The following is a 21,762-nucleotide window of genomic DNA, read 5'->3' on the forward strand; positions in this document are numbered from 1 at the left end:
GAACGTATCCTGCGTGCTCGTTAGACGCCAATAGCGACGCACCAATCGACGCATTCAACCACGACAAGACGAGACAACCATGACGCAGAATACGATCGCGCATTATATCGGTGGGCAAATGACGGCGGGCGAATCGGGCCGCTCCCAGGCCGTCTTCAATCCGGCCACCGGACAGGTTTCCGGACAGGTCGCCCTGGCTTCGCGTGCCGACGTGGGTACTGCCGTGGCCGCGGCCAAGGCCGCCTTCCCGGCCTGGGCCGACACGCCGCCGATCCGCCGCGCGCGGGTGCTGTTCAAGTTTCTCGAGCTGATCAACGCCCACAAGGACGAGCTGGCGCGCGCCATTACCCTCGAGCACGGCAAGGTCTTCACCGATGCCCAGGGCGAAGTGGCCCGTGGCATCGATATCGTCGAGTTCGCCTGCGGCATTCCGCAGCTGCTCAAGGGCGACTATACCGAGCAGGTCAGCACCGGCATCGACAACTGGACCATGCGCCAGCCGCTGGGCGTGGTGGCCGGCATCACGCCGTTCAACTTCCCGGCCATGGTGCCGATGTGGATGTTCCCCGTGGCCATCGCTGCGGGCAATACCTTCATTCTCAAGCCCAGCCCCACCGACCCCAGTGCCTCGCTGCTGATCGCCGACCTGCTCAAGCAGGCCGGGCTGCCCGACGGCGTGTTCAACGTGGTGCAGGGCGACAAGGAATCCGTCGAGGCGCTGATCGAGCACCCCGACGTGCAGGCGCTGTCGTTCGTCGGCTCCACGCCCATCGCCAACCTGATCTACGAGAACGGCGCGCGTCACGGGAAGCGCGTACAGGCCCTGGGCGGGGCCAAGAACCACATGGTCGTCATGCCCGACGCCGACCTCGACAAGGCCGTCGACGCCTTGATCGGCGCCGCCTACGGCAGTGCCGGCGAGCGCTGCATGGCGATCAGCGTGGCAGTGCTGGTGGGTGACGTGGCCGACAAGATCGTGCCGCGGCTGGCCGAGCGCGTCCGCTCGCTCAAGATCAAGAACGGCCTGGAACTCGACGCCGAGATGGGCCCCATCGTCACTGCGGCGGCACACCAGCGCATCACCGGCTACGTCGAGAAAGGCGTGGCCGAGGGCGCCGAGCTGGTGGTCGACGGCCGCGAATTCGATGTCACCACCACGGGCGATGGCTGTGGTGAAGGCTTCTGGATGGGCGGTTCGCTGTTCGATCGCGTCACGCCGGAGATGACCATCTACAAGGAAGAGATCTTCGGCCCGGTGCTGGCCTGCGTGCGCGTGCCCGACGTGGGCACCGCCATCCAGCTGATCAACGACCACGAGTTCGGCAACGGCGTGAGCTGCTTCACCGAAAGCGGCAGCGTGGCCCGCGAGTTCGGCCGCCGTATCCAGGTCGGCATGGTCGGCATCAACGTACCCATCCCGGTCCCCATGGCCTGGCACGGCTTCGGCGGCTGGAAGCGCTCGCTGTTCGGCGACACCCACGCCTACGGCGAAGAGGGGGTGCGCTTCTACACCAAGCAGAAGTCGATCATGCAGCGCTGGTCCGACTCGATCAATGCAGGCGCCGAGTTCGCCATGCCGACCCATAAGTAGTCTTACCCCATAGTTTGCCGAATACGTAAGACGTCAGTGAGAGGCGCCGAGGGAGACCGGAGAGGAGGTCATTTGCCAGGGATGGCAAATGCCGTGCCCAGGGATGGGTTCACAGCATCTCCTCGTAGGGCTTCCCCTCGGATCAGGCTCGAACGGGGCATGTCGAGGGAAAACGCCATGGCAGAACAAGAATTCGACTACATCATCGTGGGCGCCGGCACCGCCGGCTGCCTGCTGGCCAACCGCCTGAGCGCCGACCCGGCCAACCGGGTTCTGCTGCTCGAGGCGGGTGGGCGCGACAACTACCACTGGGTACACATCCCGGTGGGCTACCTCTATTGCATCAACAATCCCCGCACCGACTGGTGTTTCAAGACAGAGCCGGACGAAGGGCTCAACGGGCGTTCGTTGATCTACCCGCGCGGCAAGACCCTGGGCGGCTGCTCCAGCATCAACGGCATGCTCTACCTGCGCGGCCAGGCCCGCGACTACGACGGCTGGGCCGAGATGGTGGGCGACGACGCCTGGCGCTGGGAAAACTGTCTGCCCGACTTCACCAAGCATGAGGACCACTACCGCCTGGACGAGGGGGGCGAAGCCGATGCCGCTCATCGCGACTATCACGGTCACGGCGGCGAGTGGCGGGTGGAGAAGCAGCGCCTCAAGTGGGAAGTGCTCGACGACTTTGCCGAGGCGGCCGTACAGGCCGGCGTTCCCCGCACCCGCGACTTCAACCGTGGCGATAACGAGGGGGTCGACTACTTCGAGGTCAACCAGCGCGACGGCTGGCGCTGGAACGCAGCCAAGGCCTTCCTGCGTCCGGTCTGCGAAAAGCGCAGCAACTTCACGCTATGGCACTCATCGCAGGTTCACCGGCTGCTGTTCGTGACCGCAGAAGACGGGCGGCCGCGCGCCTGCGGCGTGGAGCTCGAGCGCGATGGTGCCATCACCCAGGTGCGGGCGAAGCGCGAGGTGATCCTGGCCGCCGGCGCCATCGGCTCGCCACAGCTGCTACAGCTTTCCGGCATCGGCCCGGCGGGGCTGCTGGCGGAGCACGACATCCCGCTGGTGCACGAGTTGCCCGGCGTCGGCGAGAACCTGCAGGATCACCTGCAGATTCGCTCGGTCTACCGGGTGACCGGCGCCAAGACCCTCAACACGCTTGCCGCCTCGTGGCTGGGCAAGGCCAAGATCGGCATGGAATACCTGCTGCGGCGTACCGGGCCCATGAGCATGGCGCCGTCGCAGCTGTGCATCTTCACCCGCAGCAGCGAGACGTACACGCATCCCAACATCGAGTACCACGTCCAGCCGCTGAGCCTGGAGGCCTTCGGCCAGCCGTTGCACGATTTCCCGGCGATCACCGCCAGCGTGTGCAACCTCAACCCCACCAGTCGCGGCAGCGTGCGCATCAAGAGCCGCGACCCGCGCCAGGCCCCGGCCATCGCCCCCAACTACCTGAGTACCGAGGAGGATCGCCGCGTGGCGGCGGACTCCCTGCGGGTCACGCGGCGCATCGCCGAGCAGCCGGCCTTCGCCAGGTACCATCCCGAGGAGGTCAAGCCTGGCGTTCAGTACCAGAGCGACGAGGACCTGGCCAGGCTGGCCGGCGATATCGGCACTACCATCTTCCATCCGGTGGGGACGGCGAAGATGGGGCGCGACGACGACCCCATGGCAGTAGTGGACTCGCACCTGCGGGTACGCGGCGTCGAGGGGCTGCGCGTGGTGGACGCCAGCATCATGCCGACCATCACCAGCGGCAACACCAATTCGCCGACGCTGATGATCGCCGAGAAGGCAGCGGGCTGGATTCTGGGGAAGCGCTGAACAAATAGACGAGCGAGATGAAGCGCAAGGCGCACGGAGCGCCGGAAGCGGAGCCTATGGGGTATAGGTGAGCATTACGAGCACCGCGCAACGCAGCGATTCGCTCGCGTAGGCATTTGTGGAGGGTTTCCCTAGTGGGCGGTAACATTAACGTCATCCACGCCAAATAGTATTTGACGTGCGGATCGAAAAAGCGCATGATGCGTGCAGTTGGTTAGCAAGTCGAACATCGCAGGTGGTCATCGAAACGCTCATGGCGGTTTGATTTCCCGGTGAAAAGTTTCTTGTTTTACCCACTGCAACTCGGGTATTTCCCGGAAAATCAAAATGCTATTAGAGGAATTCGATAATGGCTACCGGTACTGTCAAGTGGTTCAACGACACCAAGGGCTTCGGCTTCATTTCTCCGGACGACAACGGTGACGACCTGTTCGCTCACTTCTCCGAGATTCAGGCTGACGGCTTCAAGACTCTGCAGGACGGTCAGAAGGTTTCCTTCGACGTCACTCAGGGCAAGAAAGGCCTCCAGGCTTCCAACATCAAGGTCATCGGCTAATCGCCATCCGACTCTGATGTGACTGCGCAAGCAGTTAGAAAAGGCTCGCTCAATGCGGGCCTTTTTCGTATGCGTAGGGTTTCGCTCGGTTCTTTTTATTCGTTTCAGTTCTTTTAGAATTTCTAAAAATAACTTTTTAGAATAAGTGCCTGCGGTGCACAATAGCCGGACGTCTCCTTGCGTACGGACCTTCTCCCATGCCGCTGGATGCCTGGCTCGCTTTCATTGTCGTTCTTGCCGTCTTTCCCTTGATGGCGTTTTCCCGTCTCGGCCCCGACATCGTGCTGCTGGGCGCCGTCATCCTGCTGCTGACCCTGGGTGTGATCGATCCGGCCGAGGCCCTGGGCGGCTTTTCCAGCACCGGCCTGTTCACCGTGGCCTTCATGTACGTGCTGGTGGCGAGCATTCGCGAGACGGGCGGCATCGACCTGATCATTCGCTACGTCCTGGGGCGGCCGCGCGGGGAGGGCGGCGCCCTGACGCGCTTGGTGATACCGGTAGCCGCCCTCAGCGGCTTCCTCAACAACACACCGGTCGTCGCCACCTATATCCCGGCGGTGCTGAGCTGGAGCCGGCGCCTGCAGCTGCCGGCACATCGCCTGCTGATGCCGCTCAGCTTCGCCTCGATACTGGGCGGCACCATCACCCTGATCGGTACCAGCACCAACCTGGTCGTGCATGGCCTGGTGATGGAGCGCTACCCCGAGCTGGCCATGGGGCTGTTCGACATCGCCTGGGTGGGGCTGCCCGTGGCAGTGATCGGGGCGATCTATCTCATCCTGCTGGCGCCGCGCCTGCTGCCGTCACGCCGTGGCGCGGCCTCGGCCTTCGAGAACCCCCGCGAATACACCATCGAGATGGAGGTGGATCCGTCCGGCCCGCTGGTCGATCGCACCGTAGAGGAAGCGGGGCTGCGCCATCTGCGTGAGCTGTTCCTGGTCGAGATCGAGCGCGACGGCAACGTGGTCAGCGTGGTGGGGCCGGGCGAGCGTCTCAAGGGGGGTGACCGCCTGGTATTCGCCGGTACCTCCGACGGGGCGGTCGAGCTGCAGCAGGTGCGTGGCCTGGTGCCGTCGCGCCAGGGCGAGTCGAGCCTGGAAAAGGAGTTCAAGGAGCGCCGCCTGGTGGAGGCCGTGGTGTCGGATCAGTGCCAGTTCGTCGGCAAGCGCATTCGCGACGGCCACTTCCGCACGCTTTATGGCGCCGCCGTGCTGGCGGTATGTCGCGGTGGCGAGCGGGTGGCCGGCAACCTGGGGCAGGTGCGCCTGCAGCCTGCCGATGTGCTGCTGCTCGAAGCGCGGCCGCCTTTCATCGAGCGCCACCGTCAGTCTCGCGACTTCCTGCTGATCAGCCAGGTCAACGGTGCGGCGCGACCCAACCACGAAAAGGCGTGGCTGGCCTGGAGCATTCTTGCCAGCGTCGTGGTGCTGGCCACGTTCGGCGTGATGAGCATGATGAATGCCGCCATGCTGGGAGCGGTGCTGGCGCTCGTTACCGGCTGCTGCTCGGTGAACGGGGCCAAGCGTGGGCTGGATACCCAAGTCTTGCTCACCATCGCCGCGTCATTCGGTCTCGGCGCCGCGTTGGAGAGTTCAGGGGCGGCGGCTACCCTGGCGGGAATGGCGCTGGGCCTGGCCGACGGCAATCCCATGCTGCTTCTGATTGGTACCTACCTGCTGGTGGCGCTGCTCACCGAGCTGGTCACCAACAACGCCGCGGCGGTGATCACCTTTCCGGTGGTCATGGCCAGCGCCGAGAGCCTCGGGGTCAACCCGATGCCCTTCGTGGTGGTGGTAATGTTTGCCGCCTCGGCGAGCTTCCTCACCCCCATCGGTTACCAGACCAATCTCATGGTGCATGGCCCTGGTGGCTATCGCTTCGCCGACTTCCTGCGCGTCGGCGGGCTGCTCAACGTGCTGACGGCCGTGGTGGCGCTGATATTGATTCCATTGGTGTGGCCTTTCTGAGCTCATCTTTCCTGGGCGCGGGGGATGGCTGGAGAGGAGGTCATTTGCCAGGGAAGGCAAATGTAGCGCCCAAGGATGGGTTTACAGCGCCTCCTCGAAGGCCATTCCCTCGCGTCCCATTGAGGTGCTTCCCGACAGACTCGCCGGGAACACGCCTTTGCGGTAGTGTGACGGTTTTCGATCCTCAGGGAACAGTACCATGAGCCACCCCGGCGAACTGATCATCGAGCCGAAGAGCGGCCGTCCGGCCGACGCCTGCGTCTTCATCCTGCACGGCCTGGGCGCCGATGGCCGTGATTTCGAACCCCTGGTGCCGGCCCTGCCGCTCAAGCAGGGGCTGAACGTGCGTTTCGTACTGCCCCATGCCCCCCGCCTGCCGGTGACCATCAACGGCGGCATGGTAATGCCGGCGTGGTACGACATCCACGAGATGAGTCTCGACCGTCGTGTCGACACCCGGCAGTTGGTGGCCTCCGCGGAGCGCATCCAGGAACTGGTGCAGGAACAGATCGGGCACGGCATCGACAGCCGGCGCATCATCCTCGCCGGTTTCTCCCAGGGCGGGGCGGTGGCCTACCAGGCTGCGCTCTCCTTCGATGCCCCATTGGGGGGGCTGCTGGCCATGTCGACTTATTTCGCCACCGCCGACACCATTGCACTCGCCGAAGCCAACCGCGACCTGCCGATCGAGATTCATCACGGTTCGTTCGATCCGGTCGTGCCGGAATCGCTGGGCAAGGCGGCCTACCAGCGCCTGCAGGAACTGGGCTATCCGGTTCGCTACCAGAGCTATCCCATGGCGCACGCCGTGTGTCCTCAGCAGATGGGTGACATCGCCACCTGGCTGAATGCCCGGTTGGGATGACGGCTCATGAGTGATGCCACTGCTGAACCATCGCTGCTGCATGCCTGCCTGCGCAGCAGCCGGCCGAATTTCCTGGTATTGGCGCCGTTGTGCGCGGGGCTTGCCATCACCGCAGCGCTTGCCGATGGCTACCCGGTCGCGCTGTTCGATGCGCTGCTGGTGTTGCTGGGGGCCCTGCTGGCCCACGCGGCCGTCAATCTTTTCAACGAGCATCACGACTTTCGTTCCGGCCTGGACGAACTGACCGAACGCACGCCATTCTCGGGTGGCAGCGGTACCTTGCCCGAGCGGCCCGAGGCCGCGGACGCGGTGCGCGCCGCGGCGCTTTCCTGCTTGCTGGGGGTAGTGCTGATCGGCGCCTGGTTCCTGTGGCGAACGGGGCCGGTCATGCTGGTCTATGGCCTGCTGGGCCTCGGGCTGGTGGTCGCCTATACCGGCTGGCTGACCCGGCGCCCCTGGCTCTGTCTGCTGGCACCCGGCGTGGGCTTCGGCCTGCTGATGGTGCTGGGCGCCTATCGGGCACTCGCCGGCACGTTGACGGGGACGGCCCTTGCGACGGCGCTGGTGCCTACGCTCCTGGTCAGTGCGCTACTGCTGATCAATCAACTGCCCGACATCGAAGCCGACCGGCGGGTAGGACGCGATCACTTGGCGATTCGCCTGGGCCCGCGGCGTACCGCGCGGCTGGTGGCGATTCTGCTGGCCATGGCCTTCGGCGTGGTGCCCCTGGGCTGGCTGGCCGGAGCGCTACCGGCCACGGCTTGGCTGATGTGGCTGGCGCTGCCGGCCCTGGCCTGGCTGCTGCGCGGCCTGTGGCGGTTGTCGCCGGTTGTGGAGCAGGGCGAGCTGGCACCGCTGCTGCCGCTGATGGGGGGCAACGTCGCGACGCTGTTGGCAAGCTTGATTCTGCTAAATATCGGGCTTCTTCTCGCTGCCTAAGGCGTGTTTTTTCCAAGTCCCGCCATATTTTTTCATTTCTAAGAACTAACTTGCCGTCTTGTTGGCTTTCTTTTGCCCAAGGTGGCGACCTAGGGACCTGCGACGTGGCAGAGATGCTCGGACTCTGACAGGCTTAAGACAGGGTGACCTGCATTGGCCTGTCAGGGTTGAGTCAGGCGGCAGGAGCCCCAAGGTGTTCAATGAAACCTGGTCAATCAGCACAAGGAGAGCGTGATGATGCCCGATATGTCCGAGGAGCTGCGTCTGCCGGTGGCCTGTCCCAGCTGCGGCAGCCATCTCTATCGCGTTTCGAAGGTACACAACCCCGATGACAAGGTGTTCTGCGCCTCGTGCAAGCGATTCCTGTGCCTCTATCACGAAGCGCAGCACATGCTGGAACAAGGCCCGGGCGATGAACTCGAGGCCATGATCGAAGAGGTCGTCAACCGCAACCACCATTAAGGCGCGGTTGCGATGCCGCCTCTCGAGGAGACATTGCTGGCCGCTGTGCTCCTGCTGCTGGGCGCGCTGGCTCTTTTCAGCCGTCACCTGTTACGCGCCTGCACGTGGTTCGTGCTTTTTGCGCTGTCGGTGGCGTTCGCCTGGTGGTGGATGGACTTCCTCTGGCTGGCACTGATCGAGCTGGTGCTGGGGGCCATGCTCACCGGCGCCTTCCTGTTTCATGCTCTGGGGGTAACGCCCAGCGTCAGGAAACCACGCGGCTTTTTTGCGCATTGGCACGATCCGGTTCCCTTGACCTGGCAGCTTGCTCTGGAGCGTTTGCTCCCTTCGCTGGCGGTCCTCGCCATGCTGGGCATCGCCCTGGCGGCACTCGATGAAGCTAACGCCGATTCGCTACGTCCGGCTGGTCTGGGGCTTCTCGTGCTTGGGCTATGGGCCTTTGCCCTGCATCGCCATCTGTTGCGGCGCTTGCTGGCCTTCAACGTCATCGGTACGGGCATCTTTCTCTTGCTCATGTCCCTGGCAGCGTCTCGGGCGCAGCCTGCGGCCCATGGCCTGGTCATCACCGGACTGGTCGTGGCTCTGATCGGCACTGCACTCGGGGCGCTGCTCATACGGCGGCTCGAGGCGCTGCAAGCGAGTCATGGTGCTGCGTTCGGCGAAGACGGACGCCCGACATGATCGAGCATTTCGGGCTGCCATCGCTGGCGGTTCCGGCCGAGGGCATGATGGCGGCATGGGGCGTGCTCGGTCTGCCGCTGTTGCTGGGAGCGCTCGCTGGGTTGGGGCGTCCGGCACGTGGCATGAGCGTGGCGGCGGGTGGGCTTCTTCCTCTGCTGGCCTTGGCATGGCTGTTTCGCGAGTATGGCGGTGCGGCAGGCTCAAGCGGTGAAATCGAGCTGGGGGCCCTGCGCCTGCACTGGCGCATCAACGGGCTGGTTCTCGTCCTCCTCCTTATGACGCACCTGGTCGTCTTCGCCAGTGCCCTCTACGCGCCCCGCTACCTGCGCGAGGATGCCGGTGCCACGTCGCGCGGCCAGGCCTGGTTCTGGCTGCTGCTGGGCCTGCTGACGTCCAGCCTGTCGCTCATCTGGCTGGCGGCCGACCTGCTATTGCTCTACATCGGCCTCGAACTGATGGGGTTGACCGCCGTCGGGCTGATGCTGCTACCGGGCAAGGACGATGCGCTGGTAGCCGGCCTGCGCTATTTGCTGCTGGCGCTGGTGGGCTCCCTGGCCTTCCTGCTGGGCGTTGCGCTTTTGCTGGGAGGCTGGGGAAGGCTGGACCTGGCAGGACTGGCTCGGGTCGCCGAGCCCGGTGCGCTGCTGTGGGTCGCCATGGCCCTGCTGAGTGCCGGGTTGCTGCTCAAGGCCGCCGCCTTTCCCCTGCATGCCTGGCTCGCCCCGGTGCATGCCTCGGCCTGGATTCCGGTCAGTGCGCTGCACGCCGGCCTGGTGATCAAGGCGTCGTTCTTCATCGCCCTGCAGCTGTGGCTGTTGCTGTTGCCCGGGGCGACGATCGCGGCCTGGGCAGTGGGCGGCATGGCCGGCGCCGCCGTGATCTGGGGTGGGGTGATGGCCTGGCGTGCGGTCAAGCTCAAGGAGGTGGTGGCCTGGTCCACCGTCTCGCAGCTGGGCTACCTGCTGCTGGCCTTTCCGCTGCTGGTGGGCACGGACCCCGCCGTGGCCGGGCTGGCCTGGGAGGGCACCTGGCTGCAGTTGGCCGCCCATGCCCTGGCCAAGGCGGCCATGTTCCTGGCCGCCGGCAACCTGATCCTGGCCACCGGCGAATCCCGGGTGGAAGGGCTGGCCGGCGCCAGCCGCCGCTTCCCGCTTTCCCTGCTCAGCTTCGGCATGGCGGGGATCAGCCTGGTGGGGCTGCCGCCGAGCATGGGCTTCACCGCCAAGTGGCTATTGCTCAATGCCGCGCTCACCGGCGGCCACTGGCCGTGGATCGCGGTACTCGGCATCGGTACGCTGCTGAGCGCTGCCTATGTCTTTCGCATCTTCCGCTACTCCTTCATCGAAGATGCACCCGAGTATGAATTCCGCGCCGTACCTTGGAGCATGGATGCCGTCGCCTTGACGCTGGCGCTGGCGGCGCTGTTGCTGGGGTTGGCAGCGGAGTGGCCCTTGGCCCTGTTGCGCATTGCCGGGGAGGAGCCATGAGTCAGGCCTGGCTCCCGGTCTTCACCCTGGCCGCCTCGCTACTGGTGGCCCCGCTGATCTTCCTGCTGCCGGAGCGCGCCTGGCGCGCGCGTGCCGTGGTCAACCTGTCGGCCGCGGTGCTCAAGCTGCTGCTGGTGGCGCTGCTGGTAGTCGGGATCTACCAGGGGCGCGATTTTTCCTTCGGCTTTACCGTGGTGGAGGGGGTCGTCTTCCTGCTCCAGGTCGATGCCATGGGACTGATGTTCGCCGGGCTCTCGTCGCTGCTGTGGCTGGCCACCACGGTCTATGCCATCGGTTACCTCGAGGATTCACCCAACCGCAAGCGCTTCTTTGGCTTCTTCAGCCTGTGCGTGGCCAGCACCGTGGGTATCGCCCTGGCCGGCAACCTGTTCACCTTTCTGCTGTTCTACGAGCTGCTGACGCTTTCCACCTATCCGCTGGTGGTGCACCGCGGACACGACAAGGCGCTCGAGGCGGGCAAGATCTATCTGCGCTATACCCTGACCGGTGGCCTCGTGCTGCTGCTCGGCGTGGTGGCGCTGCACTCGCTGGCGGGCGACATTGCCTTCGGCCAGCGCGAGAGGTTGGCCGACCTGGGGCCCGAGGCCCACCCCATGCTGACCGTGCTGTTCCTGGTGCTGCTCCTGGGCCTGGGAGTCAAGGCCGCCCTGGTGCCGCTGCACGGCTGGCTGCCGCGGGCAATGGTGGCTCCCGCGCCGGTCAGTGCGTTGCTGCATGCGGTAGCGGTGGTCAAGGCGGGGGCGTTCGGCATCGTACGGCTGGTGTATGACGTCTACGGCATATCGCTCGTCCACGAGCTGGGCATGTTGACCCTGCTCAGTGTCATCGCCAGCGTCACCATCCTGTACGGGTCGGTGCGCGCCCTGTCGCAGCAGGAGCTCAAGCCGCGGCTGGCCTACTCGACGGTCAGCCAGGTGTCCTACATCGTTCTCGGCATCAGCCTGTTCGGGCCCTTCGGCACCATCGCGGGACTTTCCCACCTGATGCACCAGGGGCTGATGAAGGTCACGCTGTTCTACTGTGCCGGCAACTATGCCGAGGAACTCGGCATCCACCGCATCGAGGATCTCGACGGGGCGGGGCGGCGCATGCCGATGACCAGCATGGCCTTTACCGTAGGTGCGCTGGGCATGATCGGCTTGCCTCCGGTAGCCGGCTTCATCAGCAAGTGGTACCTGGGGATGGGAGCCGTGCAGGCCGGCATGCCGTGGGCCATCGCCGTGCTGGTCACCAGCAGCCTGCTCAATGCCGCCTATTTCCTGCCCATCCTGCATCGCCTGTGGTTCCGCCAGGGTCCCGCGCATGGCCGCGGCCAGTGGCCCGAGGAACGCAACCTGGGGCGCTTCGAAACCAGTGCCTGGCTGCTGCTGCCTACCGCTGCCACGGCGTTGTTCAGCATTCTCGTGGGCCTGCTGGCAGGCGTTCCCTTCAGCCCGCTGGACCTGGCGACCTTCATGGCAAACGGGGAGTATCTGCCATGAGCCTGCTGCTTCTCCTGGCGTTGCTCTGGCCGCTGCTGACCCTGCTGTTCGGTGGGCTCAAGCTGGCCATGCAGCAGGGCGGCCTGCGCCGGCAGGGGCCGCGCTTGGCACTGCTCGACGCCTGGTGGCTCTCGGCGCCGTTGCCGGCGCTGGCCCTGGCGCTATGGCCCGGCGAACTCACGCTTGTGCTGAAGAGCTGGATGCTGGGCGGCCTATGGCAGCTCGATGCGATGCGCCGGCCCTGGCTGTTGTTCATTGCCTTGCTGTGGTTCCTGTCCGGCTGCTATGCCCGCGGCTACCTGGCCGGCGAACAGCGCAGCGCCGAAGCAGGGGACGAAAATGCCTTCCGCCGCCTGCTGCGTTTCACGCAGCTGTGGTCGTTGACCCTGTTCGGTAACCTGCTGCTGATCGTGGCGGAAGACATCCCCAGCTTCTACCTGGGCTTCATCACCATGACCCTGGCCGCCTATGGCCTGGTGGTACACAGCGGCGACCGCGATGCCAGACTCGGTGGCCTGGCCTACATCGTCATGGCGCTCTGCGGCGAGGCGTTGATTCTCGCCGGCCTGCTCTGGTCGGCGGGCAGCGGGGATGCAACGACCCTGACCGAACTGCGAGCCGCCATCGCCGAGGCGGAGCAGGGACTATGGATGGCGACCCTGCTCTGGCTGGGTTTCGGCATCAAGGCGGGCGTGATCGGCCTCCATGTCTGGCTGCCGTTGGCGCATCCGGTGGCGCCCACGCCTGCCAGCGCCGTGCTGAGCGGAGCCATGGTCAAGGCCGGCGTGCTGGGCTGGCTCTACACCCTGCCGCTGGGGAGTGCCGAGGCGGGCCTGGCCCGGCTCGGCGAGGCCATCATCGTGACAGGGCTGGCGGGGGCCTTCCTGGCGGCCCTGCTGGGGGTGGCCCAGCGTCACCCCAAGGCGGTGCTGGCCTATTCCAGCGTCAGCCAGCTGGGTATGCTGGCCAGCCTGGTGGGCGTGGGGCTGGTGTCGCCGGCGCTGTGGCCGGCATTGCTGGCGCCGATCACGCTGTTTGCCGGCCACCATGGCATGACCAAGGGGGCCCTGTTCCTCGGCGTGGGGATCAGCGAGCATCCGCCGCGGCTGCCGGCATGGCTGATCGCGACGCTGCTGGTGCTACCGGCGCTCTCGCTGGGCGGGGCGCTGGCCTCGGGGCTGGTCGCCAAGGGGTTCATGAAAGAGGTGCTATACGAAGGTAGCCACTCCACGCTGGTGACCTGGCTCAGCCTGGCGGCAGTCGGCAGTACCCTGCTGGTGGCCCGCGCACTGTGGCGCCAGTGGCGCGGGCGTGGCGAATCCACCACCTCCCTGCGCTCACCGATGTTTCTGGCCTGGCTGTTTTGCGTTATTTCTGCGGCGGCGGTGCCGCTATGGCTGCCCATCGGCGAGCCCCGTGTGCCGTGGCCGCCGATGAAGGAGCTGCCTGGGCTGCTCTGGCCCGCAGGGCTGGGTCTGATCCTGGCCGGCCTGGTGCTGCTGATGACCAAGGCCGGCAGGAGGGAGGCGCCGCTGGCCTCGCGTGTGCCCCCTGGGGACCTCTGGTGGGTGTACGCGGCGGTGGCACGAGGGCTGGCGACGGGGCTGTCGAGTGCGGGCGCCTTGCTGGCCGCCAACGGGCAGAGGCTGCGGACGGGCCTGGTTCGACGCGAACGCCGCACGACCGCCTGGCTCGACGACCTGACCCTCTACGAGCGCGTCTTCACCCATCTGGCCGTGCCGCTGATGGTAGGCGTGGCACTGCTGCTGCTGCTGGGGTTCTGGCTGGGCTAGGCTTTCCGAACGAAGCCTGGCTTGCGCCGGCCGGTCGAAGCGTGGGCCCGGCGGCGGCCGGGCCCTTCTCCCTCAGATTACATCAGTTCCTCTCCCGCCAGCGCCAGGCGCGAACGTTCTACGCTGCGCAGCGTCACGTGGCCGGCGTGGGGCCAATTGCTGAAACGCTGCACCACCGCCGCCATGCCGCAGGTGTTGGCGGTGAGGTAGGGCGTGTCGATCTGGCCGACGTTGCCCAGGCAGACGATCTTGGTGTTGCGCCCGGCCCGGGTGAGCAGGGTCTTGAGCTGCTTGGGCGTGAAGTTCTGCGCCTCGTCGATGATCAGGAAGGTGTCGTTGAGCGTACGCCCGCGCATGAAGCCGGGGGCGCGGATCTGCACGCGGGAGCCGATCAGGGTGCGCGTGGCATCCTGGCTCCAGCTGGTGCTGCCGTCGTGTTCGTCGCGCAGCAGGTTGTCCATGTTGTCGTGGAATGCCCCCATCCACGGCGACATCTTTTCCTCTTCGGTGCCGGGCAGAAAGCCGATATCCTCGCTCATCGAGATCGGTGCCCGAGTGAATACGATGCGCTCGAAGCGCTTGGTGTCCAGGGTCTGCTGAAAAGCTGCCGCCAGCGTCATGTAGGTCTTGCCGGTCCCGGCGCTGCCGGCGATGGTGACCAGGTCGATGTCGTCGTCCATCAGCAGGTTGAGGGCGAAGTTCTGGCGACTGTCGTGGGCGTGAACGCCCCAGACGCCCTCCTTGTGGCGGTAATTGGTCAATAACTGCAGGCGCGCGTGGCTGGGGCTCAGCTCGCGAACGATGGCCTCGAAGCTGGCACCGTTCTCGCTGTCGGATACCAGCATCCCCAGGTGCCAGTCGTTGGGGATTTGGCCCTCCAGCCGGTAGAAAGTGTGGCCGTCGACCCGCTCCACATCGACGTTGACCTCCATCCGGCCCCAGGGGCCGCTGCCGCTCTCCGCATCAGGATAGATGCGTACCCCCTCGAGCATGACGTCGCTGTCGCTGAAGGCACGGTCGGTCAGGTAATCCTCCACCGGCACGTGCAAGGCGGCGGCCTTGACCCGGAGGTTGATGTCCTTGCTGACGAGCACGACCGAGGCATCCGGGCGTTCGTCGCGTAGCCGGCAGGTTTCCGCCAGCAGAATGTTGTCAGGGCTCTCCTCGAGGTGTTCTAGCGGCTTGAGTTCCGGGTAGCAGAGGAACCGGAGTTTGCCGAGCGTTGTGCCGCCGGCGCGGGGGATCGGTATGCCTCGCTGAATTTCATCGAAGGTGACCTGGTTGGTCAGGTCGGAGAGGGTACGGCTGACCTGGCGGGCGGTGCGAGCGATCTCGCGCAGGCCGTTCTTGAGCTTGTCGAGTTCCTCGAGCACGGTCATGGGGATGACCACTTCATGCTCCTCGAACTGATACAGGGCAGCGGGGTCATGCAGCAGGACGTTGGTATCCAGTACATAAAGCCGCTTGGCTTTCTTGTCGAGTCGTACCATCGGGGCAGCGCTCCTGAGTTGACGGCACCAACAACACTGGCCTTCATATCATTCCATGCATGACAGTCCGGCTTACTGGCGGCCAGTGTCACTTAGGATGGCGGGGCTCCTCTGTGGCGGTTGTTACTCCTAGCATGGTGTCTCCCCGCGCGCGCTGCCATTCGAATGCTTCAACGCAACGCTTGCGATCGGGCTGACACCCTCATCGGCTGCACGCTGGCGTAACGCGGCCAACGTTGAGAGGCCGTTAAGCAAACCGCAGCGTAACGGCGTACTCTTCTCGAAAATAACAATGGCTGCACGGCTTTTGCCAGAATGAAACGCGTGATGTCGGCGCGGGCGAGCCTCGTGGACCATGCAGGTGAGGTGCGCAGGATGGATCCGGTCGTAGGGGTACTGATCGTAGCGGGTATCGCGCTGCTGTTGGCGCTGGTGTGCCTGGTAGCCTTCGTCAAGGGCCGTAGCGCTCGCAGCGAGCTGGAGGAAGCCCCCCTGGCAACGCGCCGCGTGGCAGAGATTACCCAGGTAGAGGCAGCGCAGGTGGAGGTGCCGGAGGCGGTTCCCGTGCCGGATGCCGGTGCCCGGCCTGAGCCGATGCATCGCTTCCAGGTCGCCTCGGGCAAGGATATCAAGCAGTGCCTGTTCGTCATCCTCGACTGGCCGGGGCTCGACACCAACCGTCGCCTCGCCCGCCTGCTGAAGGAACACAACGCTCAATACGATGCCAAGCTTGGTGTCTATACCATTCGCGATCCTCTCGCCGGTTACAAGCTCACCATCGCCAACTCGTCACCGCCCGGCACACTGCCGCCCCTGCATGAGGGCGATGACCAGCCCATCGTGCAGGGCGTCTCCATCCTGATCCACTTCGTCAGCAAGCGCAGCGTGGCGCGCAACCCCGAGACGCTTATCCAGATCACCCAGGCGATCGCTGCCATCGGCGGACACATTCTCGATGCCGAGCGCAATGCCGTCAGTGAAGAGGAGTTCGAGCTTCTCAGACAGCATTCGTTGATGAAAGAGACTGCAACTCGCAGGGTTTGAACTTCATATTGCGCCGTATTGGAAACGGTCGTTGTCCCCTCCGGAAGTACGGTAACTAGCCGGTCAGCAACCGAGCCGGAGCGGGCCGAGGTCTAGTGGCACGAGACATCACGCATATAAAGCCGGGCACTTTACGTGCATCGGCTTTTTTATGGCCCTCGGCGGCGATGTTTTCTGGCCACAGCTCGGGGCAACGGGCTACATTTACAATTGCTGACATTTCGGAATCAGTGATGAAGAGAGCGACATTCGAGATCAAGCCGCTGACGACCGGTGATGCGGGCCTGCTGCAGGCCATGTCGACCCTGTTCGGCGAGGCATTCAACGAACCGGAAACTTACGGTGCGGCTCGACCCGGGTGCGCCTATCTGGAACGCCTGCTGGGAAGCGATACTTTCATCGCACTGGCAGCTTGCCGTGGCGATGATGTAGTGGGAGGTCTTGCCGCCTACGAGCTGCAGAAATTTGAGCAGGAGCGAAGCGAGATCTATATCTACGATCTTGCTGTGGCACAAGCGTATCGCCGCAGAGGGATTGCCACGGCGCTGATCGAGCGATTGAAGACTATGGCAGCTCAGCGCGGTGCCTATGTGATTTACGTACAGGCGGATCTGGGTGATGCGCCGGCGATCGAGCTCTACTCCAAGCTCGGCGCTCGAGAGGACGTATTGCACTTCGATTTCGCCGTGCCGCTGAGTGAGGTGTCGGTCAGCGCCGACCCCACGGATAAATGACGTCAGGGAGCGAAGATGTTTGAACTGGAAACGCCGCGCCTACGCTTGCGCCCGATGGCGACCGGCGATCTACCGGCGCTGACCGAGCTACTCGCCGATCCGGAAGTGATGCGCCATTCGTTGCGTGGGGTCTGCGATGAAATGGCGACCCGCATTTTTCTCGACTGGTGTTATGACTGCTACATCAAGCATCGCACGGGGCCGTTGGCGCTGGTGGACAGGGACAGCGGCGAATTCATGGGTTTCTGCGGTGTGTCCCCCGAGAGGGTCAATGGGGTCACGGAGCTGAACCTGGGCTACCGGCTCGCCCGGCATCACTGGGGGCAAGGGCTGGCGACCGAGGCTGCCACCGCCGTATTGGCCCATGCCTTCATGGAAAGACGCTTCGATTCGGTCGTCGTGATTGTCGAGCCGGAGCATGAGGCGTCACTACGGGTGGCGGAAAAGGTGGGATTCGTTCGCTTCGAGTCACTGGAGTTTCAGAAGCGACCGGTGCGCCTGTATCGCATGAGCCGTGCGCAGTGGCAGCAAGGCGCCATGGCCAGCGTAGACTGACTGGCCCGTATCAAACGCCGACGCTGCCAGCCGCGCTACCTGGAGAAGTCTCATGAAACCAAGGATCAGCATGATCACGCTCGGCGTCCGCGACCTTGCGGCGTCGATTCGCTTCTACGAAGAGGGGCTGGGCCTGCCCAGGATGGAGTCGCCTCCGGAAGTGGCCTTCTTTACCCTCAACGGTACCTGGCTGGGGCTCTACGGCCGTGAGGCATTGGCAGAGGACGCGGGCGTTTCCCCCGAGGGCAGCGGCTTCACCGGCGTCGCCCTGGCGCACAACCTGGCTTCCGAGGCTGAAGTCGACGAGCTCCTGGAGCAGGCGGTCGCGGCCGGGGCCAAGTTGGTCAAGCCCGGGCAGAAGGTCTTCTGGGGAGGCTATTCAGGTTACTTCGCCGACCCGGATGGCTATCTCTGGGAAGTGGCTCATAACCCCTTCGCCTGGGTCGGGCCGAGCGACGATTAAGCGCTTTCAGCCCGCGACTTCGTACCACACCCATAGCCCGAACAGCGCCAGGCCCAGCACACCCAGGGCACGGGAATGGCGCTGCCACAGGCTCAGCGCGATATTGCCGGTAACAGCCACCAGTATCGCCAGGCCGAAGTAGCGGACACCCCGGCCGAGCAGCGCCGCGAGCATGAATAGGGGGTAAGGGTAGCCGCTCGCCCCGGCGCCCAGCATGGCAATCTGGAATGGCAGGGGCACCAAGCCGATAGTCAGCACCGCCATGAACCCCTCTTCCTGCAGTCGCGAGCGAAACGCCTCGTAGCTGTCCTGATCACCGAAGAAGCTGATCAAGGGTTCTCCCCACTGCTCCATGACGAAAGCGCCGAGAAGGTAGCCCAGGGTGGCGGCGGTCAGGTTGCCGGCCAGCGCCACGGCGGCGATCGTCCACTTGCGCTCGGGATGGCAGAGCATCCACGGGATCAGGATGACCTCGATGGGAATCGGGATCAGCAGGGTTTCCAGCATCGACAGCGCGAACAGCAATGTCAGGGCATGACGCGAATGGTTCAAGCGGTCGAGCCAGTCCTTGGCGAAGGTCAAATGACGTCGAGTCATTGGCGACAGGGGCATCCTTGCAGGTGGTGGTAACCAGAGCTTAGTTGGTTTGCCTCACTCGGGCCGAACGATGGCCGGATGAAACTCGAATCGGATTCTCGCGCATGGACGCCAGCGCCATGAGCCGGACACGAGTAAAGTAGGCGATTGGCTGCATAACGACGGAACACGGCATACATGACATATCGATTTCCAGCCCGCCTTCTCGAGACGGCGCGGCAACTGCTCCTCGAGTCCTGGGCGGTCTACCTGACTCTACTCAAGGTGATGGTGCCGGCGCTGCTGGTCGTGAAGGCGCTGGAGATGCTGGGCATGACCGAGCAACTCGGCCATTGGCTCTCGCCGCTGATGTCGCCGCTGGGCCTGCCCGAGCCGCTGAGTGTGGTGTGGGCCGCCACGCTGTTGACCAACATTTATACCGGCCTGGTCATCTTTTTCGAAGTCACGCGGGACACGCCATTGACCGTGGCCCAGGTCACGGTACTGGGCGCCTTGATGGCCGTGGGTCACTCACTGCCGATAGAAGGGGCGGTGGCGCGCATGGCCGGCGTGCCCTGGTGGCTGACGCTGCTGCTTCGCGTGGGCGGTGCCTGGCTGCTGGGCTGGCTGCTGCACCTTAGCTATTCGCTGGGCGACTGGCTGCAACACGCCAACCATGTGGTATGGCGGCCGACGCCGCGGGATGCGACGCTGGCGACCTGGCTTCAGGACCAAGCCACCACGCTCGCGACCATCTTCGTGGTCATCCTGGCGCTGATGGCCTTCCTGAGATTGCTGCGCTGGCTGGGCATCGAACGGCTGATTCACAAACTGCTTTACCCGCTGTTGCGGCTGCTGGGCATCGGCCCGGCAGGTGCCAACATCACCGTGATCGGTATCACCCTGGGGCTTACCTTCGGTGCCGGCCTGCTGCTGCGCGAGGCCCGCTCGGGAAGTCTGACGCCACGGGACATCGTGCTGACGCTCTGCTTTCTCGGGCTCTGCCATAGCCTGATTGAAGACACGCTGCTGATCCTGCTGATCGGGGCGGATCTCTCCGGCCTGCTGTGGGCGCGGCTCGGCTTTGCGCTGGCGCTCATTGCCCTGCTGGCGAGGCTGCCGTGGTTGAAGCAGGCCCAGTTACCGGTCTGGCTGTTCGCCACCAGCGCGGTACCGCAGAGCAAGCCTCATGCCGACGCATGAGTTTTTTCATGCTGCTTGCCCATGCCGTGGGGGCCGGCAGGTAGGTGAGCGCTTACGGGGTCGGCTCTCGAACGATACGTTTGGTGAAGGCGCAAACCGTCCGCTGACGGCCCGCTCACGCTGGAACGATAGCGTGTTAACCTTATTGGCGATGCCGTTAATGGCTTCGCTGCCTTTCGGCACGTGGCAGCAGGATTTTCACTGATCGTTGCTTGGCGGAGATGGCATGAAGCTGCTGCGTGGTTTTCTTTGGCTGCTGGGGTTCCAACTGCTCGGCCAGATCGTCGTCGAGCTGCTATCGCTGCCGGTATCCCATGCCATGGCGGGGCTGTTGTTGCTGCTGGCCTGGCTGTTGGTGAAGCGGCGCCTGAACGAAAACGTGGCCACGGCGAGCCAGGCGTTGATCCCGCTGCTCGCCATGCTGATCATGCCCGGGGTAGTGGGCGTGTTCTTCGTGGTGGACGAGTTCGAGGGCCATTGGATCGCGATCATGGTCGCGCTTGGCGTGGGCACCTTCCTCAGCGTGCTGACCACGCTGTGGCTGATGCGACGCTTCATGCCCGAAGACGCCGCCAACGCCGACGAGCGGGAGAACCGGCCATGAGCGAGCTGCACGCTTCGCTGATCGAGACACCGATACTTGCCATCGCGCTGACCTTGTCGGCCTATCTTGGCGGCATTTATCTCTTCGAGCGCATGGGCCGGCCAAGCTGGTGTCCGGCGGTGCTGATCGGTGCCGTGCTGACAGCAGCAAGCCTGTGGCTGCTGCGCTTCGACTACCCCGACTACCAGCGTAACGTGGCCTGGCTGACGCTATTGCTGGGCCCCGCCACGGTGGCATTGGCGGTGCCGCTCTATCAACAGCGGCAACACATCTTTGCCCTGTGGAAGCCCATCCTGTGTTGCCTGCCGCTTGCCGCCGCGCTGGCGGCATTCTATGCCGTGCTCATCGCCTGGCTGCTGGGCGCGCCCCCCATGGTACTGGCCTCGCTGGCGCCGAAGTCGGTTACTGCACCCCTGGCCATGGGCATCCTGGAGCAGATTGGCGGCTCGCTCTCGCTGATGCTGGGCGGGCTGCTCATTACCGGTGTGCTGACGACCATCTTCGTCTCGCTGCTGGCCCGCCTGCTCAAGGTCAGCGACAGGCGCATCCTCGGCTTCGCCCTGGGCGTGAACGGCCACGCCATCGGCATCGTGCGCGCCTTTGAACTCGGCCCCACGGCCGGCGCCTTCGCCTCGCTCGGCATGAGCCTGACGGGCGTGTTCACGGCGCTTTTCCTGCCGCTGGCGTGGCGGTTGTTCGTTGGCTGAACGCATTTCAGGAGGGAACGTGACAGAAAAGGAAAAGATGCTGGCCGGCGAGCTCTACGACCCGCGCGACTCCCAGTTGCTAAGCGAACGGCGACGTGCCCGTCTCCTGACGAAAGCCTTCAACGACTCGAGCGACGACCAGGGCCAGGAGCGCAAACGGTTGCTTGGCGAGCTGTTCGGTGCCATGGGCAAGGGCACCTTCATCGAGCCACCTTTCCATTGCGACTACGGCGGCAACATCATGTTGGGCGAGCGGGTCTTCATGAACTTCAACTGCGTGATACTCGACGTGGCCCAGGTCACTATCGGCAACCACGTGCTGTTCGGCCCCGGCGTGCAGGTGTATACCGCCACCCACCCGCTCGACGCCGAGCAGCGCCGCAGCGGCCTGGAAGCCGCCAAGCCCATCACCATCGGCGACGACGTCTGGATTGGTGGCGGGGCGATTCTCTGCCCCGGTGTGCGCATCGGTGCCCGCTCGGTCATCGGCGCCGGCAGCGTCGTCACCAAGGACATACCCGAGGATGTATTCGCCGCCGGCAATCCCTGCCAGGTGATACGCCCAATCGAAAATGAAGCATCTCGTTGAAGGTAAATCCCTGTACTTTCTCGATCCGGACGGCCACAAGCTCGAGCTTCATTCCGGCGACCTCGAAAGCCGACTGGCGGAATTGAGAGAAAGACCCTATGAAGGGTTGGAGTGGTGTAGATAG

General features: G+C 64.6%; 21 protein-coding genes and 1 pseudogene. 20 read left to right on the plus strand and 2 right to left on the minus strand.

Going from position 1 to position 21,762, the window contains the following annotated elements; all coding sequences use genetic code 11:
• Window positions 1-79: 79 nt before the first annotated feature.
• The 11 genes from ACOJCM_RS10290 (at window position 80) to ACOJCM_RS10340 (ending at window position 13,673) form a co-directional block, all read left to right on the plus strand.
• On the plus strand, window positions 80-1,591 hold the full coding sequence (locus ACOJCM_RS10290) for a CoA-acylating methylmalonate-semialdehyde dehydrogenase (protein ID WP_445211962.1): 1,512 nt from the start codon (window positions 80-82) through the stop codon (window positions 1,589-1,591).
• 177 nt (window positions 1,592-1,768) lie between these two features.
• Window positions 1,769-3,421, plus strand: coding sequence for a GMC family oxidoreductase (locus ACOJCM_RS10295; RefSeq protein WP_445211963.1), 1,653 nt, complete (start codon window positions 1,769-1,771; stop codon window positions 3,419-3,421).
• A gap of 349 nt (window positions 3,422-3,770) precedes the next feature.
• Window positions 3,771-3,977 (plus strand): cold-shock protein, encoded by a 207-nt coding sequence (locus tag ACOJCM_RS10300; protein ID WP_010629501.1) that lies wholly within the window; start codon window positions 3,771-3,773, stop codon window positions 3,975-3,977.
• A 197-nt stretch (window positions 3,978-4,174) separates the two neighbouring features.
• A complete protein-coding gene (locus ACOJCM_RS10305; protein ID WP_445211964.1) occupies window positions 4,175-5,944 on the plus strand; it encodes an SLC13 family permease in 1,770 nt (589 codons plus the stop codon).
• Window positions 5,945-6,143: 199 nt separating this feature from the next.
• Window positions 6,144-6,809 carry an alpha/beta hydrolase gene (locus ACOJCM_RS10310; protein ID WP_445211965.1) on the plus strand — a complete coding sequence of 222 codons (666 nt, stop codon included), beginning with the start codon at window positions 6,144-6,146 and terminating at the stop codon, window positions 6,807-6,809.
• A gap of 6 nt (window positions 6,810-6,815) precedes the next feature.
• Window positions 6,816-7,748: a prenyltransferase gene (locus tag ACOJCM_RS10315; protein WP_445211966.1), complete on the plus strand. Its 933-nt coding sequence runs from the start codon at window positions 6,816-6,818 to the stop codon at window positions 7,746-7,748.
• Between the two features lie 234 nt (window positions 7,749-7,982).
• Window positions 7,983-8,210, plus strand: coding sequence for a hypothetical protein (locus tag ACOJCM_RS10320; RefSeq protein WP_445211967.1), 228 nt, complete (start codon window positions 7,983-7,985; stop codon window positions 8,208-8,210).
• 12 nt (window positions 8,211-8,222) lie between these two features.
• Window positions 8,223-8,891 (plus strand): NADH-quinone oxidoreductase subunit K, encoded by a 669-nt coding sequence (locus tag ACOJCM_RS10325; RefSeq protein ID WP_445211968.1) that lies wholly within the window; start codon window positions 8,223-8,225, stop codon window positions 8,889-8,891.
• The gene (locus tag ACOJCM_RS10330; protein ID WP_445211969.1) at window positions 8,888-10,378 is read left to right on the plus strand and encodes a complex I subunit 5 family protein; all 1,491 of its coding nucleotides are present in this window, start codon (window positions 8,888-8,890) and stop codon (window positions 10,376-10,378) included. The genes ACOJCM_RS10325 and ACOJCM_RS10330 overlap by 4 nt, the downstream gene beginning before the upstream one ends.
• Window positions 10,375-11,880, plus strand: a complete 1,506-nt coding sequence (locus tag ACOJCM_RS10335; RefSeq protein ID WP_445211970.1) for a proton-conducting transporter transmembrane domain-containing protein — start codon at window positions 10,375-10,377, stop codon at window positions 11,878-11,880. Before ACOJCM_RS10330 ends, ACOJCM_RS10335 begins: the two co-directional genes overlap by 4 nt.
• Window positions 11,877-13,673: a complex I subunit 5 family protein gene (locus ACOJCM_RS10340; protein WP_445211971.1), complete on the plus strand. Its 1,797-nt coding sequence runs from the start codon at window positions 11,877-11,879 to the stop codon at window positions 13,671-13,673. Before ACOJCM_RS10335 ends, ACOJCM_RS10340 begins: the two co-directional genes overlap by 4 nt.
• A 77-nt stretch (window positions 13,674-13,750) precedes the next feature.
• Here the strand turns inward: ACOJCM_RS10340 and ACOJCM_RS10345 are convergent, their stop codons facing one another.
• Entirely contained in the window at window positions 13,751-15,163 is a 1,413-nt protein-coding gene (locus ACOJCM_RS10345) for a PhoH family protein (protein ID WP_445211972.1), read from the minus strand.
• A 375-nt stretch (window positions 15,164-15,538) separates the two neighbouring features.
• On the opposite strand from ACOJCM_RS10345, the gene ACOJCM_RS10350 reads away from it, so the two are divergent.
• The 4 genes from ACOJCM_RS10350 (at window position 15,539) to ACOJCM_RS10365 (ending at window position 17,959) form a co-directional block, all read left to right on the plus strand.
• Window positions 15,539-16,207 (plus strand): hypothetical protein, encoded by a 669-nt coding sequence (locus ACOJCM_RS10350; protein ID WP_445211973.1) that lies wholly within the window; start codon window positions 15,539-15,541, stop codon window positions 16,205-16,207.
• A gap of 233 nt (window positions 16,208-16,440) precedes the next feature.
• On the plus strand, window positions 16,441-16,941 hold the full coding sequence (locus ACOJCM_RS10355; RefSeq protein WP_445212075.1) for an AAC(3)-I family aminoglycoside N-acetyltransferase: 501 nt from the start codon (window positions 16,441-16,443) through the stop codon (window positions 16,939-16,941).
• A 15-nt stretch (window positions 16,942-16,956) separates the two neighbouring features.
• Window positions 16,957-17,496, plus strand: coding sequence for a GNAT family N-acetyltransferase (locus ACOJCM_RS10360; protein ID WP_445211974.1), 540 nt, complete (start codon window positions 16,957-16,959; stop codon window positions 17,494-17,496).
• Window positions 17,497-17,548: 52 nt separating this feature from the next.
• Window positions 17,549-17,959, plus strand: coding sequence for a VOC family protein (locus tag ACOJCM_RS10365; protein WP_445211975.1), 411 nt, complete (start codon window positions 17,549-17,551; stop codon window positions 17,957-17,959).
• A 6-nt stretch (window positions 17,960-17,965) separates the two neighbouring features.
• Here ACOJCM_RS10365 and ACOJCM_RS10370 read toward each other — a convergent pair whose 3' ends face one another.
• Window positions 17,966-18,556, minus strand: a complete 591-nt coding sequence (locus ACOJCM_RS10370) for a YqaA family protein (protein WP_445211976.1) — start codon at window positions 18,554-18,556, stop codon at window positions 17,966-17,968.
• A 177-nt stretch (window positions 18,557-18,733) separates the two neighbouring features.
• Here ACOJCM_RS10370 and ACOJCM_RS10375 point away from each other — a divergent pair, with 177 nt between their 5' ends.
• The 5 genes and pseudogenes from ACOJCM_RS10375 to ACOJCM_RS10395 all read left to right on the plus strand — a co-directional run.
• Window positions 18,734-19,738: a nucleoside recognition domain-containing protein gene (locus ACOJCM_RS10375; protein WP_445211977.1), complete on the plus strand. Its 1,005-nt coding sequence runs from the start codon at window positions 18,734-18,736 to the stop codon at window positions 19,736-19,738.
• A 226-nt stretch (window positions 19,739-19,964) separates the two neighbouring features.
• Window positions 19,965-20,342 carry a CidA/LrgA family protein gene (locus ACOJCM_RS10380; RefSeq protein ID WP_445211978.1) on the plus strand — a complete coding sequence of 126 codons (378 nt, stop codon included), beginning with the start codon at window positions 19,965-19,967 and terminating at the stop codon, window positions 20,340-20,342.
• Window positions 20,339-21,049, plus strand: a complete 711-nt coding sequence (locus ACOJCM_RS10385; protein WP_445211979.1) for an LrgB family protein — start codon at window positions 20,339-20,341, stop codon at window positions 21,047-21,049. Before ACOJCM_RS10380 ends, ACOJCM_RS10385 begins: the two co-directional genes overlap by 4 nt.
• Window positions 21,050-21,068: 19 nt before the next feature.
• Window positions 21,069-21,638: a sugar O-acetyltransferase gene (locus ACOJCM_RS10390; RefSeq protein ID WP_445211980.1), complete on the plus strand. Its 570-nt coding sequence runs from the start codon at window positions 21,069-21,071 to the stop codon at window positions 21,636-21,638.
• Window positions 21,637-21,762 (plus strand): annotated as a pseudogene (locus tag ACOJCM_RS10395) (glutathione transferase); the annotation flags it as partial. The gene ACOJCM_RS10390 and the pseudogene ACOJCM_RS10395, both read left to right, overlap by 2 nt.

This window comes from Billgrantia hypersalina, from assembly GCF_052584175.1.

Excerpts from the sequence above, each read along its gene's own strand:
- ACOJCM_RS10300 (WP_010629501.1), top strand. The coding sequence starts at position 3,771 with ATGGCTACCGGTACTGTCAAGTGGTTCAACGACACCAAGGGCTTCGGC.
- ACOJCM_RS10305 (WP_445211964.1), top strand. The coding sequence starts at position 4,175 with ATGCCGCTGGATGCCTGGCTCGCTTTCATTGTCGTTCTTGCCGTCTTT.
- ACOJCM_RS10365 (WP_445211975.1), top strand. The coding sequence starts at position 17,549 with ATGAAACCAAGGATCAGCATGATCACGCTCGGCGTCCGCGACCTTGCG.
- ACOJCM_RS10360 (WP_445211974.1), top strand. The coding sequence starts at position 16,957 with ATGTTTGAACTGGAAACGCCGCGCCTACGCTTGCGCCCGATGGCGACC.
- ACOJCM_RS10310 (WP_445211965.1), top strand. The coding sequence starts at position 6,144 with ATGAGCCACCCCGGCGAACTGATCATCGAGCCGAAGAGCGGCCGTCCG.
- ACOJCM_RS10325 (WP_445211968.1), top strand. The coding sequence starts at position 8,223 with ATGCCGCCTCTCGAGGAGACATTGCTGGCCGCTGTGCTCCTGCTGCTG.
- ACOJCM_RS10295 (WP_445211963.1), top strand. The coding sequence starts at position 1,769 with ATGGCAGAACAAGAATTCGACTACATCATCGTGGGCGCCGGCACCGCC.
- ACOJCM_RS10290 (WP_445211962.1), top strand. The coding sequence starts at position 80 with ATGACGCAGAATACGATCGCGCATTATATCGGTGGGCAAATGACGGCG.
- ACOJCM_RS10335 (WP_445211970.1), top strand. The coding sequence starts at position 10,375 with ATGAGTCAGGCCTGGCTCCCGGTCTTCACCCTGGCCGCCTCGCTACTG.
- ACOJCM_RS10385 (WP_445211979.1), top strand. The coding sequence starts at position 20,339 with ATGAGCGAGCTGCACGCTTCGCTGATCGAGACACCGATACTTGCCATC.
- ACOJCM_RS10380 (WP_445211978.1), top strand. The coding sequence starts at position 19,965 with ATGAAGCTGCTGCGTGGTTTTCTTTGGCTGCTGGGGTTCCAACTGCTC.
- ACOJCM_RS10370 (WP_445211976.1), bottom strand. The coding sequence starts at position 18,556 with ATGACTCGACGTCATTTGACCTTCGCCAAGGACTGGCTCGACCGCTTG.
- ACOJCM_RS10330 (WP_445211969.1), top strand. The coding sequence starts at position 8,888 with ATGATCGAGCATTTCGGGCTGCCATCGCTGGCGGTTCCGGCCGAGGGC.
- ACOJCM_RS10345 (WP_445211972.1), bottom strand. The coding sequence starts at position 15,163 with ATGGTACGACTCGACAAGAAAGCCAAGCGGCTTTATGTACTGGATACC.
- ACOJCM_RS10315 (WP_445211966.1), top strand. The coding sequence starts at position 6,816 with ATGAGTGATGCCACTGCTGAACCATCGCTGCTGCATGCCTGCCTGCGC.
- ACOJCM_RS10320 (WP_445211967.1), top strand. The coding sequence starts at position 7,983 with ATGATGCCCGATATGTCCGAGGAGCTGCGTCTGCCGGTGGCCTGTCCC.
- ACOJCM_RS10350 (WP_445211973.1), top strand. The coding sequence starts at position 15,539 with ATGGATCCGGTCGTAGGGGTACTGATCGTAGCGGGTATCGCGCTGCTG.
- ACOJCM_RS10375 (WP_445211977.1), top strand. The coding sequence starts at position 18,734 with ATGACATATCGATTTCCAGCCCGCCTTCTCGAGACGGCGCGGCAACTG.
- ACOJCM_RS10340 (WP_445211971.1), top strand. The coding sequence starts at position 11,877 with ATGAGCCTGCTGCTTCTCCTGGCGTTGCTCTGGCCGCTGCTGACCCTG.
- ACOJCM_RS10355 (WP_445212075.1), top strand. The coding sequence starts at position 16,441 with ATGAAGAGAGCGACATTCGAGATCAAGCCGCTGACGACCGGTGATGCG.